This is a genomic window from Archangium sp. (assembly GCF_036388035.1).
GTDB lineage: Bacteria > Myxococcota > Myxococcia > Myxococcales > Myxococcaceae > Archangium.
On sequence record NZ_DASVSO010000472.1, the window covers coordinates 1 to 14,111 of the forward strand.

At 70.2% G+C, this 14,111-nt stretch carries 16 protein-coding genes and 1 pseudogene; 7 read left to right on the top strand and 10 right to left on the bottom strand.

Annotation, left to right across the window (positions count from 1 at the left end):
- The first annotated feature begins 65 nt into the window (after window positions 1–65).
- Window positions 66–980, top strand: coding sequence for a type IV toxin-antitoxin system AbiEi family antitoxin (locus VF697_RS18950; RefSeq protein WP_331096962.1), 915 nt, complete (start codon window positions 66–68; stop codon window positions 978–980).
- A gap of 90 nt (window positions 981–1,070) precedes the next feature.
- The gene (locus VF697_RS18955; RefSeq protein ID WP_331096964.1) at window positions 1,071–1,856 is read left to right on the top strand and encodes a nucleotidyl transferase AbiEii/AbiGii toxin family protein; all 786 of its coding nucleotides are present in this window, start codon (window positions 1,071–1,073) and stop codon (window positions 1,854–1,856) included.
- An 11-nt stretch (window positions 1,857–1,867) separates the two neighbouring features.
- Here the strand turns inward: VF697_RS18955 and VF697_RS18960 are convergent, their stop codons facing one another.
- From VF697_RS18960 to VF697_RS18990, 7 genes are all read right to left on the bottom strand, one after another.
- Window positions 1,868–2,638, bottom strand: a complete 771-nt coding sequence (locus tag VF697_RS18960) for a hypothetical protein (protein WP_331096966.1) — start codon at window positions 2,636–2,638, stop codon at window positions 1,868–1,870.
- Between the two features lie 130 nt (window positions 2,639–2,768).
- Window positions 2,769–4,133: a sensor histidine kinase gene (locus tag VF697_RS18965; RefSeq protein ID WP_331096968.1), complete on the bottom strand. Its 1,365-nt coding sequence runs from the start codon at window positions 4,131–4,133 to the stop codon at window positions 2,769–2,771.
- A 14-nt stretch (window positions 4,134–4,147) separates the two neighbouring features.
- The gene (locus VF697_RS18970) at window positions 4,148–4,870 is read right to left on the bottom strand and encodes a methyltransferase domain-containing protein (RefSeq protein ID WP_331096970.1); all 723 of its coding nucleotides are present in this window, start codon (window positions 4,868–4,870) and stop codon (window positions 4,148–4,150) included.
- A gap of 102 nt (window positions 4,871–4,972) precedes the next feature.
- Complete coding sequence (locus VF697_RS18975) at window positions 4,973–6,547, bottom strand: sensor histidine kinase (protein ID WP_331096972.1); 1,575 nt, start codon at window positions 6,545–6,547, stop codon at window positions 4,973–4,975.
- Between the two features lie 93 nt (window positions 6,548–6,640).
- Complete coding sequence (locus VF697_RS18980) at window positions 6,641–6,859, bottom strand: hypothetical protein (protein ID WP_331096974.1); 219 nt, start codon at window positions 6,857–6,859, stop codon at window positions 6,641–6,643.
- Between the two features lie 135 nt (window positions 6,860–6,994).
- Complete coding sequence (locus VF697_RS18985) at window positions 6,995–8,128, bottom strand: ribosomal protein L7/L12 (RefSeq protein WP_331096976.1); 1,134 nt, start codon at window positions 8,126–8,128, stop codon at window positions 6,995–6,997.
- Between the two features lie 213 nt (window positions 8,129–8,341).
- Window positions 8,342–9,151: a hypothetical protein gene (locus tag VF697_RS18990; protein WP_331096977.1), complete on the bottom strand. Its 810-nt coding sequence runs from the start codon at window positions 9,149–9,151 to the stop codon at window positions 8,342–8,344.
- A 189-nt stretch (window positions 9,152–9,340) separates the two neighbouring features.
- On the opposite strand from VF697_RS18990, the gene VF697_RS18995 reads away from it, so the two are divergent.
- Window positions 9,341–9,856: a secretin and TonB N-terminal domain-containing protein gene (locus tag VF697_RS18995; protein WP_331096979.1), complete on the top strand. Its 516-nt coding sequence runs from the start codon at window positions 9,341–9,343 to the stop codon at window positions 9,854–9,856.
- Between the two features lie 3 nt (window positions 9,857–9,859).
- On the opposite strand, the gene VF697_RS19000 is transcribed toward VF697_RS18995, so the two are convergent.
- The 3 genes from VF697_RS19000 to dnaA all read right to left on the bottom strand — a co-directional run bounded on the left by VF697_RS19000 (window position 9,860) and on the right by dnaA (window position 12,740).
- A complete protein-coding gene (locus VF697_RS19000) occupies window positions 9,860–10,483 on the bottom strand; it encodes an SDR family oxidoreductase (RefSeq protein ID WP_331096981.1) in 624 nt (207 codons plus the stop codon).
- A gap of 171 nt (window positions 10,484–10,654) precedes the next feature.
- Window positions 10,655–11,284 carry a hypothetical protein gene (locus VF697_RS19005; RefSeq protein ID WP_331096983.1) on the bottom strand — a complete coding sequence of 210 codons (630 nt, stop codon included), beginning with the start codon at window positions 11,282–11,284 and terminating at the stop codon, window positions 10,655–10,657.
- Between the two features lie 103 nt (window positions 11,285–11,387).
- Complete coding sequence (gene dnaA / locus VF697_RS19010) at window positions 11,388–12,740, bottom strand: chromosomal replication initiator protein DnaA (protein ID WP_331096984.1); 1,353 nt, start codon at window positions 12,738–12,740, stop codon at window positions 11,388–11,390.
- A 359-nt stretch (window positions 12,741–13,099) separates the two neighbouring features.
- On the opposite strand from dnaA, the gene rpmH reads away from it, so the two are divergent.
- From rpmH to VF697_RS19030, 4 genes and pseudogenes are all read left to right on the top strand, one after another.
- Entirely contained in the window at window positions 13,100–13,252 is a 153-nt protein-coding gene (gene rpmH, locus VF697_RS19015; RefSeq protein WP_331096986.1) for a 50S ribosomal protein L34, read from the top strand.
- 13 nt (window positions 13,253–13,265) lie between these two features.
- A complete protein-coding gene (rnpA, locus tag VF697_RS19020) occupies window positions 13,266–13,667 on the top strand; it encodes a ribonuclease P protein component (protein WP_331096988.1) in 402 nt (133 codons plus the stop codon).
- Window positions 13,664–13,882, top strand: a complete 219-nt coding sequence (gene yidD / locus VF697_RS19025; protein ID WP_331096990.1) for a membrane protein insertion efficiency factor YidD — start codon at window positions 13,664–13,666, stop codon at window positions 13,880–13,882. The genes rnpA and yidD overlap by 4 nt, the downstream gene beginning before the upstream one ends.
- 13 nt (window positions 13,883–13,895) lie before the next feature.
- A pseudogene (locus VF697_RS19030) lies at window positions 13,896–14,111 on the top strand (hypothetical protein); the annotation flags it as partial.

The following is a 14,111-nucleotide window of genomic DNA, read 5'->3' on the forward strand; positions in this document are numbered from 1 at the left end:
CCTCGTCCTTACATTCGTCCTTAGGACGAATGTAAGGACGAACCGCAACATCCTGAAGTTCGATCATGAGGAAGAAGACCCTCGGTCAGGCCCTGGTTGAGGAGATGGCGTCGGAGAATCGACGCGTCGTGGCCGACTGGCGGGCCCTGCTGCTGCTGCGTCGGGCGACCCTTCATCTTCCGGCGGAGCAACGTCGCTGGGAGAAGTCTCCCGCCAATCTGGAGGAGACCCGGAGCATCCTCAGGCGGCTGGTGAAGCGAGGTGAGTTCCAGCACCCGGAAAAGGGGCTGGCGTTCCTCTATGAGGCGCGCGCGCCCTATGCGCGGACCGGCGTCGTTTCCGAAGACGAGCTCCTGATGGAGATCCACCCGTATGCGGCCCTCAGCCACATCACGGCACTGGTCTTCCATGGAATGACGGACGAGCTTCCGAAGGAGTTCCACGTCGTCCTCCCCTCGGGTGGGAGTGGAGGCATCCTCCCGCCAGGGACCCGTACGGAGGATGGGGAGGACGGGGAGTCCGCCTATGGAAGGACGGTGGACGAGCTTTTCGGTAAGCCCGTCCGCTGGCATTGGCTGTCGAGGGGGTCGTCCCTGTTCGGGACGGCGGAGTATCGACCTCGTGGCTATCCGGTGCGAGTGACGACACCGGAGCGGACCCTGCTGGATGGCTTGCTGCACCCCGACTGGTGCGGCGGCGTTGGCAAGCTCCTGCGGGCCTGGGTTCAGGTGCGTGACACCTTGGACCTCGAGGCCCTGGTCGAGCTGGTCGAGCAGTTCGACGTGGGCCTGCTCCGCCAGCGAGTGGGCTTCATCCTGGATGAGCTGGGGCTCGAGCACCCGCGGGTGGCGCAATGGCCCGCCCAGGCCCGGCGTGGCGGCTCGAGCAAGCTCGTGGGGAGCGCGCCTTTCGCCTCCAGCTACAGTGAGAAGTGGAAGCTCTCCATCAATGCGCCCGTCGATGTGCTGCGCGAGTCATGAGGCGGGAGCTTGGAAACGAACTATCCCACTGCATTCGATGCGATTGCCTCCTGGGCCGCCCAGCATCGAGTCATACCGAGCGAGGCGCGCATGCGCTTTGCTCAATACGCCGTCCTCCGCTCCATCGCTGGCTCGCGGGCACTCAGCCGCATCCTGGTGTTCAAGGGCGGTAATGCACTCGACTTCGTCTGGCAACCCAACCGCAGCACCCTGGACCTCGACTTCTCCTCCTCGGACGCGGAGCTGGACGAGGAGCGGCTGCGCACGCTGATGGACCAGAGCCTGGCGCAGACCCACAAGGTGCTGGGGGTGCTTCTCCGGGTGCAAAAGGTGGATCGGCAGCCACCGGGACCGAACAAGACGTTCGTCACCTATGAGGTCAAGGTGGCTTACGCCCTTCCCGATGACGTCCGCAATCAGGAGCGGATGAACGCAGGACAACCCTCCAAGAGTGTCGTCCAGCTCGACATCAGCCTGAACGAGCCCATCTGTGAGGACCGTCCCATCCACATCCAGGCCGCGAACCCCCTGCGTGTCAGCACGGTCGAGGACATCGTCGCCGAGAAGTTGCGCTCCCTGCTCCAGCAGCCCATCCGGAAGCGGAATCGGAGGCAGGACGTGCTCGACATCGCGGTGCTGTTGCGCCGTGACGTGAACATCGATCACACACGCGTCGCGGAGTACCTGTGTCGCAAGGCCGCGGCCCGGAACGTTCCCGTGTCACGAGCGGCGTTCCGCCAGCCGGAAGTCCAGCAGCGGGCCCGAGCGGACTACGACGAACTCGAGGCCACGACGCGCGAGCTGTTCATCCCTTTCGACGAGGCGTTTCGGGAGGTGTTGGGCTTCGTCGCGCGGCTCGAGCTCGCGGAGGAGTGACGAGTTTTGGCTCACGGAGAGAGGGCTTGAGGCGGGCGGGGGTCCCTCAAGCCCACCGGCAGGTAGCACTTCCCCTGGTACTCGGCCTGCTCCGGGTGGCACGGCGGACGGCGCTCAAGCGCTACCCAGCAGCCACCGTTGATGGCCACCTCGTCGCGCACGGTGCGGCAGGGAGGCCTGGACTGGTTCGAGAAGGGCTTGTCGGGAAGCGGGTAGGCGATACCCGCCGCGCTCTGCTGCTCACCGGCGACGAGGAAGGAGGACGGGAGCCCGGCGTCCGCCAGCTCACCGAGCGCGGGAGTCGAAGGTGGCGGGGTGGGCGGAGTCATCGGACGGGTGCCTGAGCCCAGCCAGAAGCCCCCGCCCAGCGCGAGCACGGCGAGTGCCACGGCCGCCAGGGCCTTTAATGGAGGGCGCCGCATGAGCTGGCCCATGGGCTCGCGGGTGAGGTGGGCGCGCATGCGGGCGTTGCCGCCCACGGCGTCGAGCCCCGCGAGCAGCAGGGTGAGCAGGTGGGCCAGCTCCGCCACCTTGCCGGAGGCCGGCGCCTGCTCCACCTCCATGGTGATGGTGGGCGGAGTCACCTGGAAGGAAGCGCGCACCTGCCAGTTCTTCTTGGGTCCCCAGGTGGGCCGAGGCCCGGGCATCATCACCAGGGCCGGGGCGCCCGTCTGGACGTTGCGCGCCTCGTGGATGGGGCCCAGCTCCGCCGCGGCGTGCTTGCACCGTCTGCCGAGCTGGAACAGGCCCACCCTCGCGCCCTTCTTCTTCGTGGTCGTCATTCGCTACCCCTCGTCGCTCTTCCCTACCACGCCCGAGTGGCGTCGGCGGAAGCCCGGTGCGCTCGCTTCATACCACGGCGGGAGTCTCCTCCGCGTGGAGAACTCCCGAGGTCATGCGTGCCCCGAGCGCTCAGGCCCCCTGGGCCTGTGCGGCGGGCATGTGCCGGGGCAGCTCCAGGCGCAGGCGCGCGCCGCCCTCGGGCCGGTTCTCCGCTCGCAGCGTGCCGCCGAAGCGCTCCACCAGCTCGCGCGAGATGGACAGCCCCAGCCCCGTCCCCTTGTCCAACGCCTTCGTGGTGAAGAAGGCCTCGAAGAGCCGCTGCAGCACGTCCGGCGGGAAACCCGGGCCGTTGTCCTCCACCAGCAGCACCACCCTCCCCTCCTCGGCCAACCCCCTCTCCCTCACCTCGCCCCCCTGCACCTTCGCCTCCTCCAGCGCGTCCCCCGCGTTCACCAGCAGGTTGAGCAGCACCTGCGCCAGCCTCCGCCGCGTGGCGAATACCTCGGGCAGGTCCGCCGGCACCTCCACCTTCAGCCGCGCCACGTGCTTGAGCCGCATCGCCGCCAGCCTCGCCGCGTCCGACACCACGTCCGCCAGCGCGCACTCGCTCGGCTCCTCCCCGTCCATCCGCGAGAAGCCCTTCAGGTCCGACACAATCTGACGGATGCGCTCCACCCCCGTGCGCGTCTCCTCGAAGACCTCGGCCAGCTCCGTGCGCGTCTCCTCGGGCAACGGCTGCTCCAGCACCTCGGTGCGCAGGAAGTCCAGGTTGGAGCGCACGAAGGCCAGCGGGTTGTTGATTTCGTGCATCACGCTCGCCGCCAGTCGCCCCACCGTGGCCAGCTTCTCCGTCTGGGCCCGGTGGCGCTCGGCCACCGCCGCCTTCTCCAGCGACTCGCGGCGCGTGCGCTCCAGGCGGGCCTCGTCCTCGGCGGCCTGGGCCTTGCGGAACTGCGTCGAGCCGTACACCCCGAAGAAGGTCGCCGTCCCCACCATCAGCGCCCACGCCACCGCGTGCCCCGGGTGGTGGTGCTCCATCCACTGCAAGCCCATGACGCCCAGCGCGCTGGCGATGCCGGTGAGGATGGCCGGCCGCGTGTCCTGCGGCTGCAGGAGCGCCATCATCAGCGGCATGGACGGCACCAGGTTCATGTAGGGGCTCTCCGCCCCCCCGGTGAAGTAGACGAGCAGCAGGAAGAAGAGGCTCACCAGGACGCTGTTGACCGCCAGCACCACCGTCTCCCAGCGCCCGTCCACCCGCCGCCGCAGCCACGCGTACAGCAGCATCTGCGCCGCCCACCCCAGGCGCGTCAGGAGCGTTGGGTAGCTCGGGGCCGGCACCAGGAGCAGGTCCATCGGGTAGAGCAGGAGGATGGTGGCCGCGAACACCAACACCGGCCGCCGCCGCTGCCAGGCCACCGCGCCCGCGCTGGGCTCGGGCGCGTCTTTCTCGGGGGCTTCGGGGGGGACAAGGCGGTGGGATGTGGGCTGCATGGTCGGGCTCCCCCTCAGCGCCGCGTGGCGATCACCACGCGGTAGCCGTAGCGCCCATAGGGCTCGGGCAGCGCGTCGTGGCGGGCCTGCACGGTGAAGTCATGGGCCTCCAGCAGCGCCCGGGCGCGCGGAAGCAGGAAGGTCAGGTAGTACATGACGAAGGGCGGCTGCCAGAAGGCGTTGCGCACGCGCATGGCCGCGTTGAAGGCCCGCGCCACCCAGTAGCCGGGGCGCAGCGGCGAGGGCGTGTCCCCGGTGACGAAGACGAAGCGCCCCCCCGGCCTCAGCGCCCGGTGGATGCCCTGTACCAGCCGCGGCTCGTCCTCCTCGGGGATGTGGCCGAAGGCGCCAAAGCTCGTCACCAGGTCGAACTCCTCGCGCCACGGCATCTCCAGGGCGTCGCCGCGTACGAACTCCAGGGCGGCCTCCCCCGGGGCGTCCGCCAGCAGCCGGCGCGCCTCGTCCAGCATGCCCTGGCTCAGGTCCAGCCCCACCACGCGCTCGCGGCACAGCGGCCTCAGGTAGCGCATGGCCGCTCCCGTGCCGCAGCACACGTCCAGCGCGCTGCCCACCGAGCCCGGGGGCCCGGCCAGCTCCAGGCTCGCCTTCAAGAGCCCGTTGGGGGTGCGGAAGGGCGTGTACTCGAACTTCGGCGCGAGCAGGTCATACCCGCGCTCCACCGAGCTCAGGCCCTGCCGCACCAACTCCACGAAGCTGGGTCCCTTGGGATGGAACATGGCGGGCCCTCTACCCCAGGCCAGCGTCCTGAACGAGTGAGGAGGGTGTAGAATTCGCGTGAAGCTGAAGAGTGGGGCCGCCGGGCGTGCGGTGGTCAACGTTCAGCGGGCGCGGGGCAGCTCGAAGAAGAAGGTGATGCCGGGGCCGCCGGGCGTGCTGAAGACGCCGAGGGTGCCGCCGTGGCGCGCGATGATTTCCCGCGAGATGTAGAGGCCCAGGCCCAGGCCCGGCTGGTGCACGGAGGAGGAGAGCCGCTGGAAGCGCTGGAAGAGGCGCTCCTGCTCCTCGGGGGGAATGCCGGGCCCCTCGTCGACGACGGAGAGGCGGAAGCAGCCATCCCACTGGGCCAGCCGCACGCTCACCCGGGCCTCGCGCGGGGTGTACTTCATGGCGTTGTCGAGGAGGTTGGCCAGCACCTGCTCCACCCGGTCCCGGTCCGCGCTCACCCAGGCGACACCCTCGCAGAGCGCCACGTCCAGGGGGCGCTCGGGGTACTGGTGGCGGAAGTCGTCGGCGACATCGGCCACCAGGGCGCGCAGGTCCACCGGACGCGGGCGGATGTGGAGCTGGCCGCGCTCCAGCCGCGAGGCGTCGAGCAGGTCCCCCGCGAGCCGGTTGAGGCGGCCCGTGTAGCGCTCCATGCGCGAGACGAGGGTGACGTCGGAGACGGGCTCGCCCTTGTCCAGGTGGCGCCGGGCCTGGGCGAGCACCAGGTGCAGCGAGGTGAGGGGCGTGCGCAGCTCGTGCGCGGCGATGTTGAGGAACTCGCTCTTGGTGCGATCGGCCGTCTCGGCGGCGTCCTTGAGCTTCTCCAGCTGGGCGGTGCGCTCGCGCACGCGCACCTCCAGCTCGTCGCGGGCCCGGCTCAGGGCGGCCTCGGCGCGCTTGCGGTCGGTGATGTCCAGGACGATGCCCACCAGCCCCGCCACCTGGCCCCGCGTGTCCGCGTAGGTGGCCTTGTAGAAGATGACGTCGCGCACCTCGCCCGTGCCGAAGCGCATCTGGGACTCGTACGTCTGGGTGCCGGGGTGCTCGAAGAGCTCCTGGTCCTTGGCGGCGTAGCGCGCGGCGAGCTCGGGCGGGTACATGTCCCAGACGGACTTGCCGACGAGGGCGTCCCGCGTCAGGCCGAGCATGTCCGCGAAGGCGCGGTTGCAGCCCTGGTAGCGGCCATCCAGCGTCTTGTGGAAGATGGGGTTGGGGATGCTGTCGATGAGCGTCTGGAAGAAGCCCACCTGCTGCTGGAGGGCCTGACCGCGCCGCGTCACCTCGATGCCGGTGAGGACGACGTGACCGGCGGCGTCGCCCGCCTCGGGGCCCAGGGACGCGGCGCTCCACTCGAGCAGCACCCGCTCGCCCTCGGGGGTGTGCCAGGCGCCCTCGTGGTGGGCCGGGTGGGGCCCCTGGGCCAGCCGCACGAGGGCCGCGTGCTCCGACTCCTGGCCAGGAGTCAGGCGGGCGAGCTCCTCCAGGCGCAAGCCGCGGACCTCGGGCGAGGAGTGGCCGAGCACCTGCTCGCTCCGGCGGTTGAGGTGGAGGAGGCGGCCGGTGGGGTCCACCACCACCACCAACGCCTGGAGGGCGTCGAGCAGCACGGCCGGGCCCAGTCCAGCCGGTAGCGGGGAACCGGCCGGGTCATGGGAAGGCGCGGGCGACGGGGCCATGCGACGCAGCATACCGATTCAATCCCTCGGGACCGGTCGGCTTTTCGTCCCTGGCTGGTGCCCGCACCGGGGACAGGCGAGCGGATGTCGGAGGCGCCAGCGCCCTCAATGCATCGAGGGCACGGACCCGGTGTCGTAGACGTCGCTGGAGACGGCGGTGCGGGCCTCGAATTCGTTGCAACCACTCGCGCCGGTCACCTGGAGCTCGAAGGCCTGGAGATCCGGCTCCATGCATTTGGCGACCGCGGTGTCGCCCGGGTCGGGGTGGTGGCTGCCGAAGTGACGACATCCCTTGCAGTTGCCCCAATTCTTGCTGTCCGCCATGGCTCTCTCCTGGGTTGGCTGGAATCCCTCCCACGAGGGTGGGAACGGGCCGGGACGGCCACAAGGGACGCCCGCCGCGCGCCCCAGGGCAGGCACGGCCCGAAGGGTCGCGTGTCACCCGTGCGAGGAAGCCCGTCAGGCGCCGACGAGCACCCGCACCTCGGGGACGCGCTGCCTGGCCAGGGTGCGCAGGTGCTCGGCCACCTCGTGCAGCTCCGGCTGCGGCGGCTCCCAGACGAGCAGGGCCAGGGCCTCGTCGAAGCGCTCCAGCTCCCGGAGGGCCTCGGCCTTCATCCAGTGCTCCAGCGGCCGCTCGGGGTCGAGCAGCTCCAGCAGCGCGCGCAGGTTGTCCCGGGCCGCGGGCTCGCGCTCGGCGAAGGGCTTCCACGTGGCGCCGGGCTCGCGGTAGGGGTCGTTGCCCGCCCACCAGGCCCTCAGGCGCAGCTCGCGCTCCTCCTCCCCCCCCAGCGTCACCCCCGCGGCGAGGGCGGCGAGCAGCTCCGCCTCGGGCAGCTCCCGGACAGCGGGCAGCGCGGCCCACTCGGGGGGGAAGTCCTCTCCGGGCAGGGGCCGGGGCCTGGGGGGCGGCGGCAGCTCGTAGCGCGTCAACACCGCGCCCGCCGCCTCGTACTTCCCGAGCAGCACCTCGAGCGGCTCGAGCTGCGGGCCCCGGCCAGGCAGCTCCAGCGGAAGACGTTCGAGCAGCCCCTTCACCTCGGACAGGCTCACGCGGAAGTGCTCGCGCAGCACGGCCATGACCTCGAGGCGCCGGGGTCCCACGCTCATCAGGAAGAAGTTCGTCACCAAGGGCGGCGCGGGAGGCTCCAGGACGGGCCGCACGCGCGCGGTGGCGCCCACGGCCTGGAACTGCTCGATGAGCTGCCACGCCGCGTCCCGGGAGACGTCCACGGCCAGCTCCACGGGAAGGTGCTCGAGCAGCGCCTTGGCCTCGTGCGGCTCCGCACCGAGCACCCGGCGCAGCATGGCCATGACCTCGAGGCGCCGGGGCCCCACGTCCTGGAGGACGACGTCCCGCGAGGGATCGGGGAGGACGCCCGCGATGCGCCCCAGGGGCTCGCCGCGCGCGAGCCAGAAGTGGCGGCCGCACCCGCGACACCGTGTCACGAGGGGGCGGGAGGGGAGCATCGGCGCCTCGCGCTTGCCGTCCGACCACCAGCGCGCGCCCGAGGCGTTGCCGGACATGAGCGAGCCCAGCCGGTGGGGCGCGCGGCACGAGGGACAGCCGATGATGTGGGTGGGACCGGGCATCCTCCGTCGCCTCCTCGGGACGCGAGCCTAGCGCGTCGACTCGGCGGGAGGCGCGTGTCTCGGAGTCCAGGGAGTCCGCACGGCCCCCTCCAGGGTGGAGAACCCGGAGGGGGCCCGGCCCGGGCCGAGGTGGGAGGCACCCACCTTGTGCGGGCCGGCCATCCAGGGCGCGCGTCGTTGAGGACGCGAGCCCCGGGGCGCCGGCCCGGGTTGCTACTTCGCCTTGCGCAGATCGCCGCTGTTCTTGATGTTCTCCTTCACCAGGCCCTCGGCACCGCTGCAGTCGCCCTTGGCGCGGGCGTCGATGAGCAGGGTGTTGCCGGAGATGACCAGGTCCCCCTTGGCGAGGCACCCGGCGACGGGCAGGCCCTCGAGCCACGCCTGGGGCTTGAGCAGCGCGAGCAGCTCGTCGTCGGCGCCCACCTCGACGCCGGTGGAGGACTGGAAGCGCGCGTCCTCGCTGAACTTGAGCTTCAGGTCGAGCGTGGTGGGCTTGGAGTCCTGGATGAAGTCGGCCTTCACCACGAGGCTGTAGCCCACGAGCGGCTCGGTGGCGGCCACCTCACCGGCCTTGGCCTCGTCGAGGCGGAAGTCGATGCGCTTGTAGGTGCCGGCGGGCAGGCGCAGCCCGGAGAGGTCCGGGGTGGTGGCGCCTGTCATCAGGTCCACCACGATGGGGCCGGGGACGACGACGGTGCCCGAGCCGCTGCCCGAGTCGCCGCCCTTGCAGGTGGCGCCGGAGAGCAGGCCGCGCACCTCGGCGCACTGGGTGCCCTGGGGCAGGTCCAGGCGGATGTCCTTGAGGTGGATGCGCGCCTGGGTGAGGGTGAAGGTGACGCCGTCCTTGGAGCGGAAGGTGGGGGCCGGGGCGGCCTCGGCGGCCTGGACGTGGACGCTGGCGGCCTGGGCCTGGGACTCGTTCACGGAGAAGCGCAGCGCGGCGCCCTCTCCCCCGCAGGCGGCGAGGGTCAGGGCGGCGGCGGACAGGAGCGACTGGCGAAGCGAGGGGGTGCGAAGGATCATGAAGTTGGAATTCGGAGGGGGAGATCCTGCCGGCCAGGACCCTCCGGATTCCGCCCCATTGGACCCCAGGGGCCCGGCGTCGGTCACTTCGGGGCCCCGAGGGGTGGGTCCAGGTCGCACGAGGACGCACCTGGGGCCAATGAGAACGCGGGGTTACACTGGCTCGTTCCCTTTCGCCGGAGGACTCCCATGAGACAGGCCCGAGCCGTGCTCCTTGCGGTGGCGCTCGCCGCCGCGCCCGCGCTGGCCGCGCCCCCCAAGGAGACGAAGCGCATCACGCTGGACGTGACGCGGGCCAACATCCACGACGTGCTGCGGATGCTGGCGGACGTGGGGCGGATGAACCTCGTGGTGGCCGACGAGGTGCAGGGCACGGTGACGCTCAAGCTGCGCAACGTGCCGTGGACGGAGGCGCTCGACGTGGTGCTGGCCTCGCGCGGGCTGGGGATGCAGAAGCAGGGCAACATCCTGCGTGTGGCGCCGCTCAAGGCGCTGCAGGAGGAGGCCGAGGCGCTCGCCCGACTGAAGAAGGCGAAGGCGGAGTCCGCGCCGCTGCGCACCTTCTTCATTCCGGTGAGCCACGCGAACGCGGCGGAGATGGCGCAGCACGTGAAGGGGGTGCTGTCGCCGCGAGGCAGCGTGAGCGTGGACACGCGCACCAACACGCTCATCGTCACGGACGTGGAGGCGCCGAGCCTGCCGTAGCGCTCAGTCGCCCACGATGCCGAGGCGCACGCGGTGGTGCTCGTCGTGGGTGGCGACGTGGAGGGTGAAGTCGGCGACGTCCTCGGCGTACACCTGACGGCCGGCGGGGAGCGACTCGACGGCGGTGCGGTACTTGCCGGTGCGCACGCCGCTGGGCATGACGGGAGGGCACACGACGACCCAGTCGAGGTTGCTCTCCTGGAGCACGGCGAGGGCGCCGCGGTGATCCTCGAAGGCATGGCGCAGGAAGGGAGGCAGCCCGCGCTCGCCGACGAGTCCGCCCTCGGCGTGGGGCAGCAGGCCGGCGGCGCCCACCACGACGAGGCGCTGGACGCTCTCGGCCTTCATGGCGGCGACGATGGTGCGAGTGCCCTCGGTGACGACGGTGACGGAGTGGGTGACATCGCGAGCCCCGAGCGTGCTCACGACGACCTCGGTGCCGCGGATGGCCTCGGTGACGGCGGCGGAGTCCTCGAGACTGCCCTTCTTCACGAAGAGGCGCCCATGCTTGTGCTTGAGGCGCTGGGGGTCCCGGACGTACGCCGTCACCTCGTGACCCTGCTCCAGTGCCGAGTGCACCAGGATGTGCCCGACCCGACCCGTCGCTCCGAAGACCGTCAACCGCATGGGTGTCTCTCCTCCGTGCCCCGTCCCGAGTCGATGTCCCAGGCCCTTGCGTGGCACGGCGCCTGTGCCGGCGTCGCCACCTTACAGCCTGCTCATGAACGAGTGCGGCCCGGGATATAGCGCCTCCGGGGCCAGGTTGTCCGCACGGTTGGTGGGGGAGCGACCCGGGGACTACGTTTCGAGTCGCCGCTCCAGCGCCGCCACCCGGGAGGCATCGGCCTTGAGCTCGAGCCGGGCCGCCAGGTTCCGTATCTCTTCCGTCAGGGCTTGGAGGTTCTTGCTGTTCTCGCGGAAGCGTTCGTCGTTCAGTTGGAGGGCCTGCTCCACCATCGCCAACCGTGTATCGAGCTGGCTGAACCGCTCGGAGAGTTCCTCTCTCAGCCTGTTCACCTGAGTGTAGAGGGTCTCGGACAGCTCCTTTCGCCATGCGAGGAACTGCAGCTCCTTCTGCTGGTGCTCCTTTCGGAGCTGCTGGAGGTCCGTGGTCAGCTGCCGGTCGCGCGTGTTGCTGGCAGCGCCCTCGTAGTCCACCTTGATCAGCAGGGTCTTGAGCTGCTCGCCCTGGAGGCTCAGCGTGTGCTCCACGGACTGGATGCGCCGCTGGCCCTGGTCGAGCTGGACCCACATGCGCTGCTGGCCCTCTTCCAGCGACTGTAGGCGCTTTTCCATCCGCTGCTGCCCCTGCTCCATCAGGGTCAGGATCCGCTGCTCGCCCTGCTCCATCAGGGTCAGGATCCGCTGCTCGCCTGGAGTGAGGTTCTGCTCGCCCGGACCCGGGGTAACCGACGTGGACTGTTCCATCGACACACACCTCCCGTGATGACTTCCTGAGTAGAGTGACTCATCAGGTCACCCCTCGTCAAGTCACCCTCAAGGTCAGATGCTCGGGTTCCCGTGTGCCCGGCTACTCGCCGGTCAGCTTCGCTTCCAGCTCGTCCAGCTCGCGCTTCACCGCGGCGTCCGTCTCGCGCTGCTTCTCCACCTTGCGCACCGCCGAGATGACCGTCGAATGGTCCTTGTTGAACCGCGCGGCGATCTCCGGGAACGAGCCCTTCGTCAGCTTGCGGCTCAGATACATCGCCACCTGCCGCGCGTGCGCCAGCGCCTTGTGCCTCCGGTCCTCCTTCAGTGCCTCCACCGGCACCTTGTAGTACCGCGCCACCTCGCGCTGGATGCTCTCCACGTCCACCGTCTGCCGCGCCGGCAGCACGTCCTTGAGCACGTGCGCCACGAAGTCCACCGTCACCGGCTGCCGCGTCAGCGAGTGGATGGCGCTCACCTTCACCAGCGCCCCCTCCAGCTCCCTCACGTTCTTCTGGATGGCCCGCGCGATGAAGTGCGCCGCCTCGTCCGGCAGCTCCAGCCCATCCAGCGCCGCCTTCTTCTGGAGGATGGCCACCCGCGTCTCGAAGCTCGGCTCCTGGATGTCGGTGATGAGCCCCATGTTGAAGCGGCTGCGCAGCCGCTCCTCCAGCCCGGGCACCTCCGCCGGCACCATGTCGCTCGTCAGGATGATCGCCTTGCCCAGCTCGTGCAGCGTGTTGAACGTGTGGAAGAACTCCCGCTGCGTCTCTTCCTTGCGTCCCAGGAACTGCACGTCGTCGAGCAGCAGCACGTCGCAGTCGTCCCGGAACTTCCTGCGGAACTCCGGCATCCGCTGCTCGCGCACGCTCTCGATGTACTCGTTGGTGAACTGCTCGCTCGACAGGTACACCACCCGCTGCGTCGGGTCGTTCTCCCAGATTTTATTGCCGATGGCGTGCAGCAGGTGCGTCTTGCCCAGCCCCGTGCCCCCGTACACGTAGAGCGGGTTGTAGGCGCGCCCTGGGCTGTCGGACACCGCCTGCGCCGCCGCCGCCGCCAGCTGGTTGCTGTCGGCCACCACGAAGCTTGGAAAGGTGAAGCGGGCGTTGAGGCGCGGTGGCCGCCGGCCCTCGGGCTTGACCACCTGTGCGGGTTGCAGCTCCGGCGGCGGGGCCATGCCCTCCACCACCTCGTAGTCCAGCTGCATCGGCCCGTCCGACACCCGGGCCAGCGTCGTCTCCATCAGCTCCCGGTAGTGGTTGTCCACCCAGTCGCGGAAGAAGCGGTCCGGCACCCCCAGCACCAGCGTGTTCTCCCGGACCTCCAGCGGCTGCATCCGGCCGATCCACGTCAGCGCGTAGTCCCGCTTGTCCTGCCGCAGGCAGTCCAGCATCCGGTCCCAGAGATTCTCGGCACTTGGCGTCTGAGGGAAGGGTCGGGCGAGGACGTTCACGAAGGGCTCCAATGCACTGGCGGACCCGCCAGGCAGGGGGCCGTCCGTGCTAACAGGCCCCCCCTGGGCGATCAACTTCTCGGCGACATCCCCAAACATTCCGCACCCCTACACCCCCCCGTCTGATCTCAGGAATCCCCCCACCCTCCTGGACGTTGTGGCGGCGATGTTCCCACCCCGCCCCCGCTTCACCCCGGGTGTGGGCGCAAAACGACGGAAATCCCGGCCGTGCAGGCGGCCCGGAGTGATCCGACGTTGACTTGGGTGGGAGATCGGGTTACGAGCGCCGCCTTCCTCAGTCTCGTGGATAAGGGCGCCCGCCTCAGGGGCGTGTGCCCCGATGTCCCAGGAGTTCAGCCGTGTCCAAGCGCACCTATCAGCCGTCGAAGATCAAGCGCAACCGTACCCACGGGTTCCGCAAGCGCAACTCCACCCGCGCGGGCCAGGACGTGCTCAGCCGTCGCCGCGCCAAGGGCCGCAAGCGCCTGGTGGTCTCCAGCTACAAGAAGTAGTCGGGACGCTCGCGTGAAGGCCGAGGGACAGGCGCCAGCTCCTGACGAGCGCTTCCCCAAGGCCGTCCGCCTGCTGCGGCGGCGCGAGTTCCTCGAGGTCCAGGACAAAGGTCAGAAGATTCCCTCTGACTGTCTCCTGGGGCTCGCGAGGCCCAACGGCCGGCCCTTCAGCCGCGTGGGTCTCACCGTTTCCAGCAAGGTGGGCAATGCCGTGGTGCGTGCCCGCCTGCGCCGGCTCCTGCGCGAGCTCTTCCGCAAGCGCCGAGGCCAGTGGCCCCCCGGTGTGGATGTCGTCCTGGTCGTGCGCCAGTCCGCCAAGGACGCCTCCCTCCCCGAGTTGTCGCGCGCCTTCGATGGAGTCACCCGCAAGCTGCAGAGGCTCTTCCCGTCAGGCCCCCGGGAGTCCGCTCGATGAGCCCGCTCGCCTACCTGCTCGCGCTCCCCATCCGGTTCTACAAGCGGTTCCTCTCCCCGCTGCTGCCCCCGGCCTGTCGCTTCCACCCCACCTGCTCGGTGTACGCCCTGGAGGCGCTCCAGAAGCACGGCGCCCTCCGCGGTGTGCGTCTCACCCTGTGGCGCCTGCTGCGCTGCCAGCCCTTGCACCCGGGCGGCATCGACCCGGTGCCCTAGTCGCCCTTCCTCTATGAACGATCTCGATCCGCTCTCGCCCCAATCGGCTGACTCCCAGCGGCGACTGATGGTGGCGCTCGCCCTGGCGATGGTGCTCACCTTCGCCTACACCTTCTTCTTCTCGCCCAAGGTGCCGCCGCCGGGCGCCGAGGGCGCGGACGCGGGCCAGGTGGCCGCCGCGACGGATGGGGGCACCGCTCCCACCGCCACCGCCCCCACCCCGGGCCCC

Excerpts from the sequence above, each read along its gene's own strand:
- VF697_RS18950 (WP_331096962.1), top strand. The coding sequence starts at position 66 with ATGAGGAAGAAGACCCTCGGTCAGGCCCTGGTTGAGGAGATGGCGTCG.
- VF697_RS18955 (WP_331096964.1), top strand. The coding sequence starts at position 1,071 with ATGCGCTTTGCTCAATACGCCGTCCTCCGCTCCATCGCTGGCTCGCGG.
- VF697_RS18960 (WP_331096966.1), bottom strand. The coding sequence starts at position 2,638 with ATGACGACCACGAAGAAGAAGGGCGCGAGGGTGGGCCTGTTCCAGCTC.
- VF697_RS18965 (WP_331096968.1), bottom strand. The coding sequence starts at position 4,133 with ATGCAGCCCACATCCCACCGCCTTGTCCCCCCCGAAGCCCCCGAGAAA.
- VF697_RS18970 (WP_331096970.1), bottom strand. The coding sequence starts at position 4,870 with ATGTTCCATCCCAAGGGACCCAGCTTCGTGGAGTTGGTGCGGCAGGGC.
- VF697_RS18975 (WP_331096972.1), bottom strand. The coding sequence starts at position 6,547 with ATGCTGCGTCGCATGGCCCCGTCGCCCGCGCCTTCCCATGACCCGGCC.
- VF697_RS18980 (WP_331096974.1), bottom strand. The coding sequence starts at position 6,859 with ATGGCGGACAGCAAGAATTGGGGCAACTGCAAGGGATGTCGTCACTTC.
- VF697_RS18985 (WP_331096976.1), bottom strand. The coding sequence starts at position 8,128 with ATGCCCGGTCCCACCCACATCATCGGCTGTCCCTCGTGCCGCGCGCCC.
- VF697_RS18990 (WP_331096977.1), bottom strand. The coding sequence starts at position 9,151 with ATGATCCTTCGCACCCCCTCGCTTCGCCAGTCGCTCCTGTCCGCCGCC.
- VF697_RS18995 (WP_331096979.1), top strand. The coding sequence starts at position 9,341 with ATGAGACAGGCCCGAGCCGTGCTCCTTGCGGTGGCGCTCGCCGCCGCG.
- VF697_RS19000 (WP_331096981.1), bottom strand. The coding sequence starts at position 10,483 with ATGCGGTTGACGGTCTTCGGAGCGACGGGTCGGGTCGGGCACATCCTG.
- VF697_RS19005 (WP_331096983.1), bottom strand. The coding sequence starts at position 11,284 with ATGGAACAGTCCACGTCGGTTACCCCGGGTCCGGGCGAGCAGAACCTC.
- yidD (WP_331096990.1), top strand. The coding sequence starts at position 13,664 with ATGAGCCCGCTCGCCTACCTGCTCGCGCTCCCCATCCGGTTCTACAAG.